This is a genomic window from Nocardioides epinepheli (assembly GCF_037936805.1).
GTDB lineage: Bacteria > Actinomycetota > Actinomycetes > Propionibacteriales > Nocardioidaceae > Nocardioides.
The window spans coordinates 268,549-284,095 of sequence record NZ_JBBMMC010000002.1; the positions used below are offsets into that span (position 1 = coordinate 268,549).

Sequence of the window (15,547 nt, forward strand, 5' to 3'; positions counted from 1 at the left end):
CTCGGACGCGAGGCCGATCCCGCCCGCTCGGACCTCATCTGCCAGCAGTCCCCGCAGCCTCCAGGAGTCGTGTCCGTGCCGCCCAGCTCAGCCGATCTGCTCGACGCGCTCGATCCCGAGCAGCGCGAGGTGGCCGAGACCCTGCGCGGGCCGGTGCGGGTGCTCGCCGGCGCCGGCACCGGCAAGACCCGCGCGATCACCCACCGCATCGCCCACGGCGTCGCGGCCGGCGTCTACGTGCCCACCGAGGTACTCGCCGTCACGTTCACCACCCGCGCGGCGGGGGAGATGCGCGCGCGGCTGCGGCGACTCGGCGCCCCCAGCGTGCAGGCGCGCACCTTCCACTCCGCCGCGCTGCGCCAGCTGCGCTACTTCTGGCCGCACGTCTACGGCACCGAGCTGCCCACCCTCACCGAGTCGAAGATCCCGATCATCGTGGGAGCGGCCCGCCAGCTGCGGATGCGCACCGATCAAGCCATGCTGCGCGACCTCGCCTCCGAGATCGAGTGGGCCAAGGTCAGCAACGTCCGCCCCGACGACTACCCGGCGATCGCCACCGCACGCGGGCGCAGCGTCGCCCAGCTCGACGTCGAGCAGGTGGCACGGGTGCTCGCCGCCTACGAGGACGTCAAGCGCGAGCAGGGGCGCATGGACATGGAGGACGTCCTGCTGCTGACCGCCGGCGTCCTGGCCGACGACGAGCGGGTCGCCGCGCAGGTGCGGCGTCAGTACAAGTGGTTCGTCGTCGACGAGTTCCAAGACGTCTCGCCGCTCCAGTCGGCCCTCCTCGACCTGTGGCTCGGCGGTCGCGACGAGCTCTGCGTGGTCGGCGATCCGGCCCAGACGATCTACTCCTTCGCCGGCGCCAACGCCGACTACCTGCGCGACTTCCCGCGCAAGCACGAGGGCACCACGTCCATCGAGCTGGTCCGCAACTACCGATCCACGCCCCAGGTGGTCGGTGCCGCCAACACGCTCCTGGCCGGCACCGGCAGCACCAGCGTGGAGCTGAAGGCCCAGCGCCCGGGCGGCGCCGCGGTGTCCTACACCGGGCATCCCGACGAGGTCGCCGAGGCCACCGACGTCGCCCGCCGCATCGCCGCGCTCGCCGCCGCCGGACACCCGCTCTCGGAGATCGCCGTCCTGTTCCGGATCAACGCGCAGTCCGAGGCCTACGAGGAGGCGCTCACCGAGGCGCGGATCCCCTACGTCATCCGCGGCGCGGCGCGGTTCTTCGATCGTCCCGAGGTCCGCGAGGCCGTCACCCGCCTGCGGGGCGCGGCGCGGTCGGGCGCCCGGCCGGCCGACGGCGACACCTGGGTCGACCTCGTGCGCGACACCCTGTCCGGCATGGGCTGGACACCCCAGGCTCCCGAGGCGCGCGGGCAGACCCGCGACCGCTGGGAGTCCTGGCAGGCGCTGGTGAGCCAGGCCGAGGCGTTCGCGGCCGACGGTGGCGGCCAGTCGGGCCAGCCCGGCCAGTCGGGCCAATCGGGGGAGCCGCTCAACGCCTTCGTCGACGACCTCGACCGACGCGCCGCCGAGCAGCACGCGCCGGTCGCCGAGGGCGTCACCCTGGCGACCTTCCACGCCGCCAAGGGCCTCGAGTGGGATGCGGTGTTCCTCGTCGGCCTGCAAGACGGCACCCTGCCCATCACCTACGCCCAGACCCCGGCCGCGGTCGAGGAGGAGCGTCGGCTGCTCTACGTCGGCATGACCCGCGCCCGGGCCGAGCTGGCGCTGTCGTGGGCCGCAGCCCGCAACCCCGGACAGGCCGCCCGCCGCAAGCCGTCACGCTTCCTCGAGCCGCTGCTGCCGGCGTCGGCGAAGGCCGAGTCCCGGGGCGCCCGGCGCGCGAAGGGCACCCGCACCTGTGCCGAGTGCGGCGCCCCGCTCTCGCGTGCGGATCGGTCCCGGTCGCGATGCTCGGACTGTCCGGCTCCCTACGACGAGGCACTCTTCGAGCGGCTGCGCGAGTGGCGCAAGCAGCGGGCCGCCGAGGAGGAGATCGCGGCGTTCATGGTCTTCAGCAACGCCACCCTCGAGGCGGTGGCCGAACGTCGTCCGACCACTGCCAAGGCGCTGCTGGCGATCAGCGGCGTCGGCCCAGAGAAGCTCGAGAAGTACGGCGAGGACCTGCTGGAGCTGGTCTCGTGAAGGGCCGTTCTCGACGTCGACGAAAGAAATTCTCGACACAGTCATTAAATAGTTTGCTCCTTACATCGGGGCAGCAGTAACGTTTCTCCCCGACCAGCCAAGCCGCGCATCAGGGCCCTGACGAAGCCCGCGCCCGCCCGCACCGAAGGAGGTGGCCCGAATGAGCAACACGATCGAGATGACCAACGACATCAGCACCGGCATCAGCCAGTGCCCGACGTCGTCCTTCGCCATGCCTGTCGCCATGCCCACGACCGGCCTCCTCGCCGCCTTCGGTGAGGTCGCCCAGGTTCCGGCCACCGGTCTCACCCTGCGTGAGACCGCGCGCGATCTGCGCGACCGGAAGGCGACGGCGTTCAAGGGACACGTGGCTTTTGTCGCCTACATCCCGGGGATCCATGCCTGGAGTCCGCCCATCTGTTGAGACCCAACAGAGAGGCAGCCTCCAGGCCGCGGAACCCGAAAACACCGGGATCCGCGGCCTTTGTGTTTCTGCCGCACCTCCGCACCGCCCGCTCCAGCGAAGTCGAGGACATGTTTCCCACCACCAGCGCTACCGCGCAGCAGCACCCTCACCACCGCCCCACCCACCGCGATCAAGGAAGTAGAGGTGACACGATGACCATCAGCGTTCTGACCCGCAGCGACGGCAAGCTCCTCGAGTTCCAGACCCCTGCCGGCCTCGGCGACCTCCACGACGAGGCCGACAGAGTCGACGAGGCGCTCCTGCCCTGCCGGGTGAACGACCCCGAGCTCTGGTTCGCCGAGCTCCCGGCCGAGGTCGAGTACGCCAAGGCCCTGTGCCAGACCTGCCCCGTGCGGGAGATGTGCCTCGGCGGAGCCCTCGACCGCAACGAGCCGTGGGGCGTGTGGGGCGGTGAGCTCTTCCTCCAGGGAGTGGTCATTCCCCGCAAGCGGCCCCGGGGCCGGCCCCGCAAGGACGCCGTCGCATGAGGACCGCAGTCGCTCACACCCATCCAGACTTCCGACAGAACCGGAGTAACACCATGAACACCATGACCGAAGACCTGGCGCGCGCGCAGATGGCCGCGCGCCTGGGAGAGGCGCAGTCGATGCGGGCCGGCCACCAGCTCGCCCGTGCTCGCCGCTTGAGCCGTCGGGCCGAGCGCGCAGCGCAGCAGGCTCGCCTCGCCCTCGCTCGCGCTCTGTAAGCAGCACAGACGTCTCGGAGGCCGTCACCTCCGGGCGCACCCAGATCGCGGGTGGACCTTCAAGGAGCCGGGCACGACCCCCAGGTCGTGCCCGGCTCCGCTGCGTTCTCGCCCCATCCGCCGGGCTCGCCGCGACACTAGGATGAGGACCATGGCGATGCTGACCTGCGACTTCTGCGGCCGCCAAGCCGACGAGGCCGAGACCCTCACCTGGAGCACGGCGGTCGAGAACGGCCGTCAGCGCCGCTTCTGCGACACCTGCTCCCGCGCCCACCTACGCGCCATGGAGGGCAAGCTCGACAGCGAGTATTGGTGACCTCCCGACCCTCCCATTTTCGCTGACCCGTCAGCTATAGCTGACGGGTCAGCGCCAATTTCACGCTGACCCGTCTGCTATGGCTGACGGGTCAGCGTCGAGTTGTGCACAGGCGGTGGAGGGAGTCAGTAGGGGATGACGTCCCAGGCGCAGCCGCAGTAGGGGTGCCGCTCCCAGGTCCGGACGACGGGGGCAGGCCCATCGAGGTCCACGGTGCCCGACCAGGTGACCGGGCGCTGGTCGCTCAGGAAGGCGAGGACCTCGCGCGCGGCCCAGGTGAGTGCGAACGCGGCCAACGCGCGGTCGGGGGCAGGCGCGGGGAGGGCGGCCAACTGCTCCAGGACCAGCGGACGACGCGGGTCGAGCTGCGACTCGTGGGCATCGACGCACCGCAGGCACGCGCTCACGCCCGGCTCGACCAGCGGACCGAGGCGCAGGCTGCCGGGGTGACCGGTGCCGGCGATGACCAGATGTGGAGCGCCCTCGCTGAGCCAGTCGTCGAGGGCCGCGCGGGGGAGCGGTCCGGGCGCGGCGACGACGTACAGATCGGGGACCGGCGCGCGTGCGCTCACCCGCACGCCGCTGAGCTCCAGCAGTCCGGCAAGGGTGTCGAGATCGAGGCCACGCTCGATGAGCCGGACCGTGCCGCGCGCTCGGCGCGACCGGCCCGTCGAGACGCCGGCGGCGGCCAGCAGGCCCGCGGCCGCGAGATCTCGGAGCAGGGCCTCGGTGGCCGGGGTCTGCTCGAAGCCCGCATCGGCCCAGCCGGTGGTGAGCCACTCGAGGGCCTCGGCGACGTCGGGACGGCGTCGCGCGATCACCCGCGCCGGTGGGTCGAGCCCGACCTGTACGTAGTCGGCGTCGCGGATCACCACGTGGACGCCGGGGCGGAGCCGCGGACTCGGGCTGGTCATCGCCCGAGCCTCACACGAGCGCGGCTCCTCCCGCTGCGGTCATCCACAGGGCCCGAACGCACCACTGACCGCGACCCCGCCCGGGAGTCGCGGTCAGTGACAGTGGTTCTTCGCCGGCCTCAGGCCTTTCCGAGGATCCGGTTGAGGTTGGTGCCGCAGACCGGGCAGACGGCCTTGGCCATCCGGGTGCCCTTGTCGTTCACCTTCACCTCGCCCTCGGCCTCGCGCTTCTCCTTGCACTTCACGCAGTAGAACTCACCGCTCCAGGTCTCCGCCATCGCGGCCTCCTTGACGTCGTCGATCCGTACACACCGCGCGGGGAGGTCGGGGAAGCCCGCTGCGCCACTCTCGACCCTATGGCACCGCCCGCGACGCGCCCGGAAGCCACGCCCGAGCGCTCGGGGCGGCCCGGCCCGGTCAGTAGGGTGCCGAACATGCCTGAGCTGACCCATCTGCGCCTCGAGCGTCCCTCGGACGGCGTCGCCCTGCTCGTCCTCGACAACCCCGACCAGCGCAACGCGATGTCGGGGCCGATGACCGATTCGTGGGTCGCCGCGATCGACGAGCTGGCCGAGGACCCGACCGTTCGAGCCGTGGTGGTGACCGGCGAGGGCACCGCCTTCTGCTCCGGGGGCGACACCGCCTGGCTGGCCGGCGAACCGGAGGCCACCGTCGACGACCTGCGTACCCGGATGCTCCCGTTCTACCGCGCCTGGCTCTCGATCCGGCGCCTGGAGGTGCCCACGATCGCTGCCCTCAACGGCGCGGCGATCGGCGCCGGGCTGTGCATGGCGCTGGCCTGCGACCTCCGGTTCGCGGCGTCCGGCGCCAAGCTCGGCGTGCCCTTCGTCAAGCTCGGCCTTCACCCTGGCATGGCCGGCACCGCGCTGCTGCCGGACGTCGTCGGGTCGGCCGCCGCGCGCGACCTGTTCCTCACCGGACGGATCGTCGAGGCAGACGAGGCGTTGCGGCTCGGTCTGGTCTCGCGGGTGATCGCGCCCGAGACCTTCCTGGAGGAGTCGCTGGCGGCCGCCGCCGAGATCGCCGCCACCGCGCCGATAGCCAGCCGGCTCACCAAGCTCGCGCTGGCCGGCGGCGGGCACCCCGACCTCGAGTCCGCGCTGCAGTGGGAGGCGCTGGCCCAACCGGTGACCCTGGCCACCGACGACCTCCACGAGGGGTTGCGGGCCGCGCGCGAGCGTCGCGCACCCGTGTTCCGGGGGCGGTGACCGGTCCCGGGTTCGCCCCCGGAAGCAGTAGGGCCCTCGCGCCGCGTCGGCGACACTTGCCTTCCCCTTGCGAGTGTCACCTCGACGGCCCGAGGGCCACTGGGGCACACGCTAGAGACGGGGGCGGGTCGAGGTCAACGCGGCCGCGGCCCACCTTGTGGATAACCCTGTGAAGGAGCCTGTGGAGAAGCCGGTGAAGCCGTGGATACGCGCCGGACCGGTCTCCCACACCCTGTGGACGACGACCCGCCGCCCCGACCCCGTAGGCTGCTCTGACCTGCGGAGATCGTCTTACCCAGGCTGTGGAGGAAGAAAAAGATGAGCGACTACGACGAGGGTCCGGTCGCCGCGCTGCGACGCATCGCCTTCCTGCTCGAACGCGGCCGCGAGGACACCTACAAGGTCAAGGCCTTCCGGGGTGCCGCCGCGACGATCCTGCCGATGCCCGAGGACGACGTCGCCCGGGCCGTCGAGGAGGGCACGCTCACCGATCTCCCCGGGATCGGGGCCAGCTCGGCGAAGGTCATCGCCGCCGCGGTGCGCGGCGAGCTGCCCGAGCGACTCGCCCAGCTCGAGACGCAGTACGCCGGGCCGCTCACCGCAGGAGGTGCGACGATCCGCGCCGCCCTGCGCGGCGACTGCCACTCCCACTCCGACTGGAGTGACGGCGGATCCCCGATCGAGGAGATGGCGATGACCGCCATCGAGCTCGGGCACGACTACCTCGTGCTCACCGACCACTCGCCGCGACTGAAGGTCGCTCGCGGGCTGAGCGCCGAGCGGCTCCAGCGCCAGCTCGGCGTCGTCGACGCTGTCAACGAGCATCTCGGCGGCACAGGGGAGGGGCGCGACAGCGGATTCAGGCTGCTCAAGGGGATCGAGGTCGACATCCTCGACGACGGCTCCCTCGACCAGTCCGCCGAGATGCTCGACCGCCTCGAGGTCCGCGTGGCCAGCGTCCACTCGAAGTTGAAGATGGACCCGGCGCCGATGACCCGCCGGATGATCGGCGCGATCCGCAACCCGCACACCAACGTGCTGGGCCACTGCACCGGCCGTCTGGTCACCGGCAACCGCGGCACCCGCGCCCAGTCGAGCTTCGATGCCCGCGCGGTGTTCGAGGCCTGCGCCGAGCACGACGTCGCCGTGGAGATCAACTCGCGGCCCGAGCGCCGCGACCCCCCGTCAGAGCTGCTCGCGATGGCGCGTGATGCCGGCTGCCTGTTCTCGATCGACTCCGACGCTCACGCGCCGGGGCAGCTCGACTTCCTCGTCCTCGGCGCTGAACGGGCCGAGGACGCCGGGATCGAGCCCGACCGAATCATCAACACCTGGCCGCGAGAGCGGCTCGTGGAGTGGGCACGTCAGTAGGGTCGGGGCATGGCCGACGTCGAGGTGCGCAGGTCCAAGCGCCGCCGACGCACGGTCTCGGCCTATCGCGACGGCGACCGGATCGTCGTGCTCATCCCGGCATCCTTCTCGGCCGAGGAGGAGACCGAGTGGGTCGAGACGATGGTCGCGCGCATCGAGCGGGCCGAGCAGCGCACCCACCTCACCGACGAGGAGCTGCTCGCGCGGGCTTTGCGGCTCAGTGACGAGCATCTGGGTGGGCTCGCCGTGCCGGAGTCGGTGCGCTGGGTCTCCAACCAGACGGCGCGCTGGGGGTCCTGCTCGCTGGGGGAGCGCACGATCCGACTCTCCGAGCGGCTCCGCGCGATGCCGGCGTGGGTGCTCGACTACGTGATTGTCCACGAGCTGGCCCACCTGCTCGAGCCCGGCCACGACGCCCGGTTCTGGGCGTGGGTCGATCGCTATCCGCGCGCCGAGCGGGCCAAGGGCTATCTGCTCGGCTGGTCCGAGGCCGCGCGGGTGTCGCCCCCCGTCGAGTTCGACGACGCCGACTGAGACAGCCTGGATTCACCGATTCTCGCCTGCTACGCGCCACCATATGAGCACGCTGGCGGCGTTGCGGCCGCTCGACGGTCAACCAGACCGCCGTTCGCGACCGCGCCTTGCCATCGCACCCATCTGGTGACGCTCGCCAAGCCGATAATCGGCGGATCCAGGCTGAGCTGCGAGCGCCTTCCTCGCGGCGGCGACGAAGGGGACCAGCTCGGGGTTCGGCACGTCGTCGGCGGGCCACCAGGCGACGTCGAGGGACTCCTCGCTGACCGCGTGCCGCGCGCCCGGCCGGGCCACGGCGGCGTACATCACGTCGAGGTGCCACACGTCGCCGTCCGGGCCGCAGAAGGGCACGGGATGCGCGTCGAGCCGCACCGGGCACGGGTGGACGTCGAGGTCGCCGGGAGCCAGACCCGACTCCTCGACCGCCTCACGCCGGGCCGCGTCGAGGAGGGTGGCGTCGTCCGCCTCGGGGTGGCCACCGAACTGGAACCACCGCTTCGCCTTGGCGTGCAGGGTGAGCAGGACCCCTGCGCACTCCGGATCGAACACCAGCGTGCTGGCGGTCAGGTGCTCGGGACGCGAGTCTCGGGTCATCGCGTCCGATGCCGCGTCCAGCCGCGCGAGGTAGCGGTCGCGCAGGCGCGCCTGGACGTCGTCGGGCGGTGCCCAGAAGGTCAGCACCGCGACGGCGTCGTCGTGCAGGCTCACCCGCGGTCGGCGCCGTCGTCCGGACCTGTGTCCTCGGTCCCGGCGTCATCGCCCTTGACGTCGTCGGTCTCGGCGTCCTTCGACGAGGGGTCGTCGCCGTCGAGCAGCTTGCGCAGCTCGGCGTCGAAGTCGTCCTCGGTGAGGTCGTCGGGCGCCGCGGCATCCTCACGGAAGCCGAGCGGGTCGTCGAGGTCGGCCGAGGTCGGCAGCAGGTCGGGGTGCAGCCACACGCCGTCGCGCGCCTCGGTGCCCTGCCGGGTGCGCAGCGAGCCCCACAGCGTGGACGCGTCCCGCAGCCGGCGCGGGCGCAACTCGAGCCCGACGAGCGAGGCGAAGGTCTGCTCGGCCGGTCCACCCGCGGCCCGACGCCGACGCACGGCCTCCTGCAGCTTCGCGGCCGCCGGCATCCGCTTCTCGGTGGCCTGGCCGACGACCTCGTCGACCCAGCCCTCGACCAGCGCGAGCGCGATCTCCAGCCGCTCCAGGGCCGCCGCCTGGGCGGGGGACTGCGGCATCTCGAACAGCCCCCCCTCGAGCAGCTGCTGCATCGAGGACGGGTCGCTGGGGTCGACGCCCCGCATCTGCTCCTCGAGGCGCTGCTGGAGGGTCTCGGCGTTCAGCTCGACCCCGCGAGCGTGGTCGGTGACGGCGGCGATGAGGTGATCGCGCAGCCACGGCACATGGGCGAACAGCCGCTGGTGGGCCGCCTCGCGCAGCGCGAGGTAGAGGCGGACGTCGTCCTCGGTGACGTCGAGGCCCTCGGCGAAGGCGGCGACGTTGGTGGGGACGAGTGCCGCCTTGCCGGCCGGACCGAGGGGGAGGCCGATGTCGGAGGCCGTGAGGACCTCGCCGGCGAGCTCGCCGATGCCGGACCCGACCTGGTTGGCCAGCATCGCGCCGACCGCCTTGCCGATGATGCCGAGGAGCGGGCCGGCCTGGGCCGCGGCTTCCGCGGGCAGCGCACCCGCGAGCCCCTTGGTCGACTGCTCCGCGACCGGCTCGACCAGCACCTTCCACACGTCCAGCGTGCCGACGATCCACTCCGCGCGGCTCCACGCCGCGGTGGAGGTGATGCCGGAGGGGAACTCGGTGGCCTCGTCGAGCCAGTGGTCGGCCAGGCGCAGCGCGTCGGCGACGGCGTCGGACTCCTTCGCGCTCGGCGTCGGGTCGGGCTGCTGCGCGACGCTCTTGCGGGCCAGATCGACCGCGGCGTCCCAGTTGAGCGGGCCGTCGTAGGGCTGCATCATGGCCTGGATCTGGCCGAAGAGCTGGCCCAGGTCCGGCATCGCGCCGAAGTTCATCGCGCCACCGGAGAAGAACTGCTCGAACGGGGTGCCCTTGAACGGGTTCGGCTGGTCGTCGCCGGGCTTGTCGTCGGGGGTCTCGGCCATGACCACCACGGTACGCCGTCCTCCCCAAGGGAGTCGGCGAACATCCGAGCCGACTCGGCGTGGATCGAGTGGTCTACCGTGGCGCGGGTGAGCCGAGGTGCGGTCCGTCTGGTCGAGATCCGAGAGACCCCGCTGGTGGTCGACGACGTGCTCGACCAGCTGGACGAGTCGGTCGACGGCGGCGTGACGCTGTTCGTCGGCAAGGTGCGCGACCACGACGGCGGTCGCGGCGTGTCCGGCTTGGAGTACTCCGCCCACCCGAGCGCGCTCGACCGGCTGCGCGAGGTGTGCGAGGAGGTCGCCGCACGGCACGAGGTCCACGGTGTCGCGGCGATCCACCGGGTCGGCTCGTTGGCCATCGGCGACCTGGCGGTGGTGGTCGGCGCCGCGGCCGCCCACCGCGGGGTGGCCTTCGACGCCTCCCGCGACCTCATCGACACCCTCAAGGACCGGGTGCCGATCTGGAAGCACCAGCGCTTCACCGACGGCGGCGAGGAGTGGGTCGGCACGCCGTAGGAGATCCACTGCCCGTGGCGGTGGCCGCCCTAGGCTCCAGTCATGGTCCTGCTCTGGCTCGTCCCGCCGATCGTGGTCACCGTGGCCGCGATGTTGTGGGTGTCGTGGCTGGGGCGTGAGGGCCGCGGCGAGGTCGACCGCGAGGTCGCCCTGCGTCGCCTGGGTGCCGTCCTCGACGGACGACGCCGCGGCGTGCTGCGCCGGCGCCCCGCCGTCCAGGGCTACGCCGCACCGCAGGCGCCGCGAGACCGCAGTTCCGGTGTGGCGATCCGGCGCCCCGACCGAGCGCCGGACCGGCCCGCCACGACGTCGTCCCAGGCCTCTGTCGAGGAGCGCCGCCGAGCCTCGTGAGGTAGCGAGGAAGAGCCCTCCGGTCCGTGCGGCCGGCCGCACCGGCGAGCAGGCCCGCACCAACCGGGCGATCGCCCTCCAGGACTCCCCGTACCGCATGAGTCGCGAGTTGGTCGCAGATGAGAGGCTGTGGGTCATGAGCCAGCGCCTGATCGCCGCGTGCCTCGCCGTGCCCGCGGTCCTCGGGCTGCTGCTGTTCGCCTCGCTGGCGCGGCTGCCGTACGCCACCTATCAGCCCGGTGGCACGGTCGACATCCTCGGCAAGACCGACGACGACACTCCGGTCATCGAGATCGAGGGCCACGAGTCGTATCGCGACGACGGCGAGCTGCGGATGACCACCGTCCGGGTCTCCCCGGCGCAGTCGCCCGACCAGCGCGGCATCAGCCTCACCGCGCTCCTCGGCACCTGGGTCGACGGCGACAACGCTGTGCTTCCCTACGACGCCGTGCACGCTCCCACCGACACCGTCGAGGGCAACAAGCAGGCCGGCCAGCTGCAGATGGCCACCTCGCAGGACAGCGCGATCGACGTCGCGATGGAGGAGCTCGGGATCGACGTGCCGCAGGTGATCGCGATCACCGACCTGACCCCCGGCCTGCCGGCAGAGAAGGCCGGGCTCGAGGTCGGTGACGTCATCACCACGATCGACGACACCGCGATCGAGAGCGCGAGCCAGCTCGTCGACGTCATCGAGAAGTCCGGAACGACCAAGCCGCTCGCGATCGAGATCACCCGTGAGGGCAAGCCGATGCGGTTCGAGGTGACCCCCGTCGAGCGCGACGGGGCCCCCAAGATCGGCATCACGCCCGACATCTCGGAGTACGAGTTCCCCTTCACCGTGAAGATCAACGTGCCCGAGGAGATCGGCGGACCAAGCGCCGGCCTCATCTTCTCCCTCGCCGTCTACGACACCCTGACGCCGGGATCGCTCACCGGCGGCCACGACATCGCGGGCACCGGCGAGATCTTCCCCAACGGGGCGGTGGGTCCCATCGGCGGGATCCAGCAGAAGATCGCCGGCGCGCGCGACGAGGGTGCCGACCTGTTCCTCGTCCCGATCGACAACTGCGAGTCGGCTCTTGGGGCCGACCCCGGAGACATGCGACTGATGATGGTCCAGACCATGCACGACGCCCGCGTGGGCATCGAGGCCTTCGCCGACGACGCCGAGGCACCCCTGCCCTCGTGCAAGGACGCCGCCAAGATCCTGGCGGAGGCGGGCCGATGACCGAGGAGACCTTCACCGGCGATCCCCGATGGGGAGACCTCGACGCCGATCCGGCGCTCGCCAGCGCCGTCCTGGAGATCGAGGCGCACCTGGCCGAGGGCGGTTGGGACCAGCCGTCCCGGCTCTACGCCCTGGTCGATACCGCCGAGCTGATCGCGCACGAGCCGGGGCTGGCAGCCGCGATGGGTCTGGACGCCGCCGCCGAGCGCGGGTCGCTCACCGCCGTCGAGCAGGACCAGCTCGACCCCGCCGTCCCGCTCGAGACCGTCTTGGAGTCGATCGAGTGGCCGGCCGGCGTGGCGGGTGTCGCGGCGATGGTGGAGCGGCTGGTGCTGCCGCCAGGCGCCGACGAGGACCTCCCCGACGATCCGGCGCGCGCCCAGGAGATCGCCCGCGACCACCCCGACCGCCAGGAGGTGCGCATCGTCGCCGGCGCGACCCGCTCGGGGTCCACCTACTGCGCGCTGCGGCTCCGCGCCCACGACGACGACACCTCGGTGGTCGGCGGCGTCGACCTGGTGCCGGGCCTGCTCGACCTGCTTCGCGCCACCCTTGACGAGCCAGATGAGACGGCCGACCGGCCGCTGGAGGAGAACCCGTGAGTGACCTGTTCGACGACGACCCTCGGGCGACCCCAGCCCGGAGCCGCCCGGGACGCTCGCGTGCCCTGCTGATCACCGCCGGCGTCATCGTGGTTGCGCTCTTCGCGCTCACCGGCTTCGCCTCCATCTACACCGACCGCCTGTGGTACCAGTCGGCCGGCTACGGCGGGGTGTTCAACACCCTGCTGTGGACCCGGGTCGGGCTGTTCGTGGTGTTCGGCCTGCTGCTCGGCGGCGCCGTGGTCCTCAACGTGTTCCTCGCCTACCGGTTCCGTCCGCTGTTCCGGCCGACCTCGCGCGAGCAGTCGAACCTCGACCGCTATCGCGACGCCGTCACGCCCATCCGCACCTGGCTGGTGGTGGGCATCGGCATCCTGGTCGGGGCCTTTGCCGGTGCCTCCGGCATGAGCCACTGGCGCACCTTCCTGCTGTGGCGCAATGCCCCCGACGTCAAGGCCAAGGACCCCTACTTCGACAAGAGCATCGGCTTCTACCTCTTCGACCTGCCCTGGTGGCACTTCGTGGTCGACTTCGCGATGGCGACCGTCGTGCTCTCGATCATCGCCGCGCTGGTCACCCACTACCTGTACGGCGGCATCCGGCTCCAGGCCTCCCACGACCGGTTCTCCGGGCCGGCCCAGGCGCAGCTCTCGATCCTGCTCGGCCTGTTCGTGCTCGCCAAGGGCATCGACTACTACCTCGACCGGTTCGACCTGGTCACCCAGAAGAACAACCTGTTCACCGGCATGAACTACACCGCCGACAAGGCGGTGCTGCCGGCGAAGAACATCCTCATGGTCGTCGCGGTGATCTGCGCGGTGCTCTTCTTCCTCAACGTGTGGCGCCGCACCTGGCAGCTGCCCTCGATCGGGCTCGCGCTGCTGGCCCTCTCGGCGGTGCTGATCGGGATGATCTTCCCGGCCGCGGTGCAGCAGTTCCAGGTCAAGCCGTCCGAGGCCGACAAGGAAGAGCCCTACATCAAGCGCAACATCGAGGCCACGCGCGACGCCTACGACCTCGGGGGAGTGGAGACCACGCCGTACACCCCCGCCACTTCCTTGGAGAACCCCGCGGCCTACCAGACGCTGCTGAGCTCGGTGCCGCTGGTCGACCCCTCCCTGGTGTCCTCGGCCTTCGAGAACATCCAGCAGGAGCGTGCCTACTACTCGGTGCCCGACGTGCTCGACGTCGACCGCTACGAGATCGAGGGCAATGACCGTGCCCTGGTGCTCGGCGTCCGCGAGCTCGACCAGTCCAAGCTGAGCGAGGACGCCCGCAACTGGTCGAACCTCCACACCGTCTACACCCACGGCAACGGGATCATCGCCGCCTACGCCAACCAGCGCGACGCCCAGAACAGCATCCAGACCGACACCTCCGGCGACCAGGAGAACAGTTCCTCGGGCCGCCTGGAGTGGGCCCAGGGCATCAACGCCGGCGAGGACGACCTGTCCAACGCCGTCGGCGACTTCGAGAGCCGGGTCTACTACGGCGAGCTGAGCCCCGACTACTCCGTGGTCGGCCAGCCCGACGGCTCCGACACGAACGTGGAGCTGAACCTGCCGACGCCGGGCTCCGACCTCGGCGACCTGACCACCTACGAGGGCCAGGGCGACGCCTCGGTCGGCAGCACGTTCAACCAGCTGATGTTCGCGATCAAGTTCGGCGAGCCGAACTTCCTCCTCTCGGGGCGGGTCAACGAGAACTCCCAGGTGCTGTTCGTGCGCGAGCCGCGCGAGCGGGTGGAGAAGGTCGCACCCTGGCTCACCGTCGACAGCGACGCCTACCCGGCCGTGATCGACGGCCGCATCCAGTGGATCCTGGACGGCTACACCACGACCGACCGGTTCCCGAACTCGCAGCGAGCCTCCTTCGAGACGATGACCCGCGACGCGCTCCAGGTCGACAACGCCCTCCAGACGCTGCCGACCGACGAGATCAACTACATGCGCAACGCCGTGAAGGCGACCGTCGACGCCTACGACGGCACCGTGAAGCTCTACGCCTGGGACGAGGAGGACCCGATGCTCCAGGCCTGGCGCTCGGCGTTCCCGGGCACGGTGCTCGACCGTTCGGAGATGTCGGAGCAGTTGCTCGAGCACGTGCGCTACCCGACTGATCTGTTCAAGGTGCAGCGCTATCAGTACGCGCGCTACCACGTGGAGAACGCCAGCGACTGGTACCAGAACAACGACCGCTGGCAGGTGCCGTCCGACCCGCAGAAGGACACCTACCAGGCGCCGTACCGGGTGTTCGTGCAGGACGGCGACACCCAGCGCTACTCGCTGAGCTCGGTCTACGTGCCCTACGGGCGCAACAACCTCGCCTCGTTCGTGGCCGTCGACTCCGACGGCACCGACCCGGAGGCCTACGGCACCTTCAAGGTGCAGGAGATCGTCGGGGCCGACCAGGAGACCGAGGGCGAGGAGCAGGCCAAGGGACCCGGGCAGGTCGCCAACGAGTTCCAGTCCGACAGCCGGGTCCGCGATGCCCTACGAGACTTCACCCTCGGTGAGTCGAAGATCGACTACGGCAACCTGCTCACGCTCCCCGTCGGCAACGGCCTGATGTACGTCCAGCCGGTCTACGTGTCGCGGCAGTCCTCCGGCGCCAGCTATCCCGAGCTACGCCGGGTGCTGGTGAAGTACGGCAACGACATCGGCATCGGCGACACCTTCCAGGCCGCGCTGAACAACGCCTTCGGCGGCACCACCCCGCCACCCGACACCACGCCACCGCCGGACACCACGCCACCACCGGAGGGCGGGACGACCGGAAGCCTCCAGCAACAGCTCGACGCCGCTCTCGCCAAGGCCCAAACTGCCTTCGACGCCGCCGAGAAGTCGCTCGCCGACGGCGACCTCGGCGCCTACGCCGACCACGTCGACGAGGCCCAGGCTGCCCTTGAGGAGGTCGTGAAGATCCGCCAGCAGATCAAAGACAAGGAGGCCGGCGGCGACGGCGCCACCGATGCGCCGACCGACGGCCAGACCACGCCCTCGGCGGACTCCGGGAGCAGTGGCTGACCCCCCGATTTGAGTAGCTCACCCCCACC

The 15,547-nt window shown here is 71.1% G+C and carries 17 protein-coding genes; 13 read left to right on the plus strand and 4 right to left on the minus strand.

All coding sequences use genetic code 11. The features are described from left to right. Window positions 1–75: 75 nt before the first annotated feature. From WMR31_RS04660 to WMR31_RS04680, 5 genes are all read left to right on the plus strand, one after another. Entirely contained in the window at window positions 76–2,157 is a 2,082-nt protein-coding gene (locus WMR31_RS04660) for an ATP-dependent helicase (protein ID WP_340537606.1), read from the plus strand. Between the two features lie 160 nt (window positions 2,158–2,317). Beyond that, entirely contained in the window at window positions 2,318–2,581 is a 264-nt protein-coding gene (locus WMR31_RS04665; RefSeq protein WP_340537607.1) for a hypothetical protein, read from the plus strand. A gap of 194 nt (window positions 2,582–2,775) precedes the next feature. Further along, window positions 2,776–3,111, plus strand: a complete 336-nt coding sequence (locus WMR31_RS04670) for a WhiB family transcriptional regulator (RefSeq protein ID WP_340537608.1) — start codon at window positions 2,776–2,778, stop codon at window positions 3,109–3,111. Then, window positions 3,108–3,329, plus strand: coding sequence for a putative WhiB-interacting protein (locus WMR31_RS04675; protein ID WP_510182515.1), 222 nt, complete (start codon window positions 3,108–3,110; stop codon window positions 3,327–3,329). Before WMR31_RS04670 ends, WMR31_RS04675 begins: the two co-directional genes overlap by 4 nt. A gap of 151 nt (window positions 3,330–3,480) precedes the next feature. Next, window positions 3,481–3,645, plus strand: coding sequence for a hypothetical protein (locus WMR31_RS04680; protein WP_340537610.1), 165 nt, complete (start codon window positions 3,481–3,483; stop codon window positions 3,643–3,645). Window positions 3,646–3,770: 125 nt separating this feature from the next. Here WMR31_RS04680 and WMR31_RS04685 read toward each other — a convergent pair whose 3' ends face one another. Beyond that, window positions 3,771–4,559, minus strand: coding sequence for a hypothetical protein (locus WMR31_RS04685; protein WP_340537611.1), 789 nt, complete (start codon window positions 4,557–4,559; stop codon window positions 3,771–3,773). A 119-nt stretch (window positions 4,560–4,678) separates the two neighbouring features. Continuing rightward, window positions 4,679–4,837 (minus strand): DUF5679 domain-containing protein, encoded by a 159-nt coding sequence (locus WMR31_RS04690; protein ID WP_011754982.1) that lies wholly within the window; start codon window positions 4,835–4,837, stop codon window positions 4,679–4,681. Window positions 4,838–4,993: 156 nt separating this feature from the next. Here WMR31_RS04690 and WMR31_RS04695 point away from each other — a divergent pair, with 156 nt between their 5' ends. From WMR31_RS04695 to WMR31_RS04705, 3 genes are all read left to right on the plus strand, one after another. Continuing rightward, window positions 4,994–5,788 (plus strand): enoyl-CoA hydratase/isomerase family protein, encoded by a 795-nt coding sequence (locus WMR31_RS04695; protein WP_340537612.1) that lies wholly within the window; start codon window positions 4,994–4,996, stop codon window positions 5,786–5,788. Between the two features lie 318 nt (window positions 5,789–6,106). After that, the gene (locus tag WMR31_RS04700; protein WP_340537613.1) at window positions 6,107–7,159 is read left to right on the plus strand and encodes a PHP domain-containing protein; all 1,053 of its coding nucleotides are present in this window, start codon (window positions 6,107–6,109) and stop codon (window positions 7,157–7,159) included. 9 nt (window positions 7,160–7,168) lie between these two features. After that, window positions 7,169–7,693, plus strand: a complete 525-nt coding sequence (locus tag WMR31_RS04705; protein ID WP_340537614.1) for a M48 metallopeptidase family protein — start codon at window positions 7,169–7,171, stop codon at window positions 7,691–7,693. A 78-nt stretch (window positions 7,694–7,771) separates the two neighbouring features. On the opposite strand, the gene WMR31_RS04710 is transcribed toward WMR31_RS04705, so the two are convergent. Beyond that, window positions 7,772–8,401, minus strand: coding sequence for an NUDIX hydrolase (locus WMR31_RS04710; protein WP_340537615.1), 630 nt, complete (start codon window positions 8,399–8,401; stop codon window positions 7,772–7,774). Further along, the gene (locus WMR31_RS04715) at window positions 8,398–9,792 is read right to left on the minus strand and encodes a zinc-dependent metalloprotease (protein WP_340537616.1); all 1,395 of its coding nucleotides are present in this window, start codon (window positions 9,790–9,792) and stop codon (window positions 8,398–8,400) included. Before WMR31_RS04715 ends, WMR31_RS04710 begins: the two co-directional genes overlap by 4 nt. An 87-nt stretch (window positions 9,793–9,879) precedes the next feature. Between WMR31_RS04715 and WMR31_RS04720 the strand changes: the two genes are divergently transcribed. From WMR31_RS04720 to WMR31_RS04740, 5 genes are all read left to right on the plus strand, one after another. Continuing rightward, a complete protein-coding gene (locus WMR31_RS04720; protein WP_340537617.1) occupies window positions 9,880–10,308 on the plus strand; it encodes a molybdenum cofactor biosynthesis protein MoaE in 429 nt (142 codons plus the stop codon). 42 nt (window positions 10,309–10,350) lie between these two features. After that, entirely contained in the window at window positions 10,351–10,659 is a 309-nt protein-coding gene (locus WMR31_RS04725) for a hypothetical protein (protein ID WP_340537618.1), read from the plus strand. Window positions 10,660–10,795: 136 nt separating this feature from the next. Next, the gene (locus WMR31_RS04730) at window positions 10,796–11,890 is read left to right on the plus strand and encodes a YlbL family protein (protein ID WP_340537619.1); all 1,095 of its coding nucleotides are present in this window, start codon (window positions 10,796–10,798) and stop codon (window positions 11,888–11,890) included. Continuing rightward, window positions 11,887–12,492 (plus strand): PPA1309 family protein, encoded by a 606-nt coding sequence (locus tag WMR31_RS04735; RefSeq protein WP_340537620.1) that lies wholly within the window; start codon window positions 11,887–11,889, stop codon window positions 12,490–12,492. The genes WMR31_RS04730 and WMR31_RS04735 overlap by 4 nt, the downstream gene beginning before the upstream one ends. Beyond that, window positions 12,489–15,518: a UPF0182 family membrane protein gene (locus tag WMR31_RS04740; protein WP_340537621.1), complete on the plus strand. Its 3,030-nt coding sequence runs from the start codon at window positions 12,489–12,491 to the stop codon at window positions 15,516–15,518. The genes WMR31_RS04735 and WMR31_RS04740 overlap by 4 nt, the downstream gene beginning before the upstream one ends. The last annotated feature ends 29 nt before the right edge of the window (window positions 15,519–15,547 follow it).

Excerpts from the sequence above, each read along its gene's own strand:
- WMR31_RS04670 (WP_340537608.1), top strand. The coding sequence starts at position 2,776 with ATGACCATCAGCGTTCTGACCCGCAGCGACGGCAAGCTCCTCGAGTTC.
- WMR31_RS04665 (WP_340537607.1), top strand. The coding sequence starts at position 2,318 with ATGAGCAACACGATCGAGATGACCAACGACATCAGCACCGGCATCAGC.
- WMR31_RS04730 (WP_340537619.1), top strand. The coding sequence starts at position 10,796 with ATGAGCCAGCGCCTGATCGCCGCGTGCCTCGCCGTGCCCGCGGTCCTC.
- WMR31_RS04725 (WP_340537618.1), top strand. The coding sequence starts at position 10,351 with ATGGTCCTGCTCTGGCTCGTCCCGCCGATCGTGGTCACCGTGGCCGCG.
- WMR31_RS04735 (WP_340537620.1), top strand. The coding sequence starts at position 11,887 with ATGACCGAGGAGACCTTCACCGGCGATCCCCGATGGGGAGACCTCGAC.
- WMR31_RS04705 (WP_340537614.1), top strand. The coding sequence starts at position 7,169 with ATGGCCGACGTCGAGGTGCGCAGGTCCAAGCGCCGCCGACGCACGGTC.
- WMR31_RS04675 (WP_510182515.1), top strand. The coding sequence starts at position 3,108 with ATGAGGACCGCAGTCGCTCACACCCATCCAGACTTCCGACAGAACCGG.
- WMR31_RS04680 (WP_340537610.1), top strand. The coding sequence starts at position 3,481 with ATGGCGATGCTGACCTGCGACTTCTGCGGCCGCCAAGCCGACGAGGCC.
- WMR31_RS04695 (WP_340537612.1), top strand. The coding sequence starts at position 4,994 with ATGCCTGAGCTGACCCATCTGCGCCTCGAGCGTCCCTCGGACGGCGTC.
- WMR31_RS04700 (WP_340537613.1), top strand. The coding sequence starts at position 6,107 with ATGAGCGACTACGACGAGGGTCCGGTCGCCGCGCTGCGACGCATCGCC.
- WMR31_RS04715 (WP_340537616.1), bottom strand. The coding sequence starts at position 9,792 with ATGGCCGAGACCCCCGACGACAAGCCCGGCGACGACCAGCCGAACCCG.
- WMR31_RS04690 (WP_011754982.1), bottom strand. The coding sequence starts at position 4,837 with ATGGCGGAGACCTGGAGCGGTGAGTTCTACTGCGTGAAGTGCAAGGAG.
- WMR31_RS04685 (WP_340537611.1), bottom strand. The coding sequence starts at position 4,559 with ATGACCAGCCCGAGTCCGCGGCTCCGCCCCGGCGTCCACGTGGTGATC.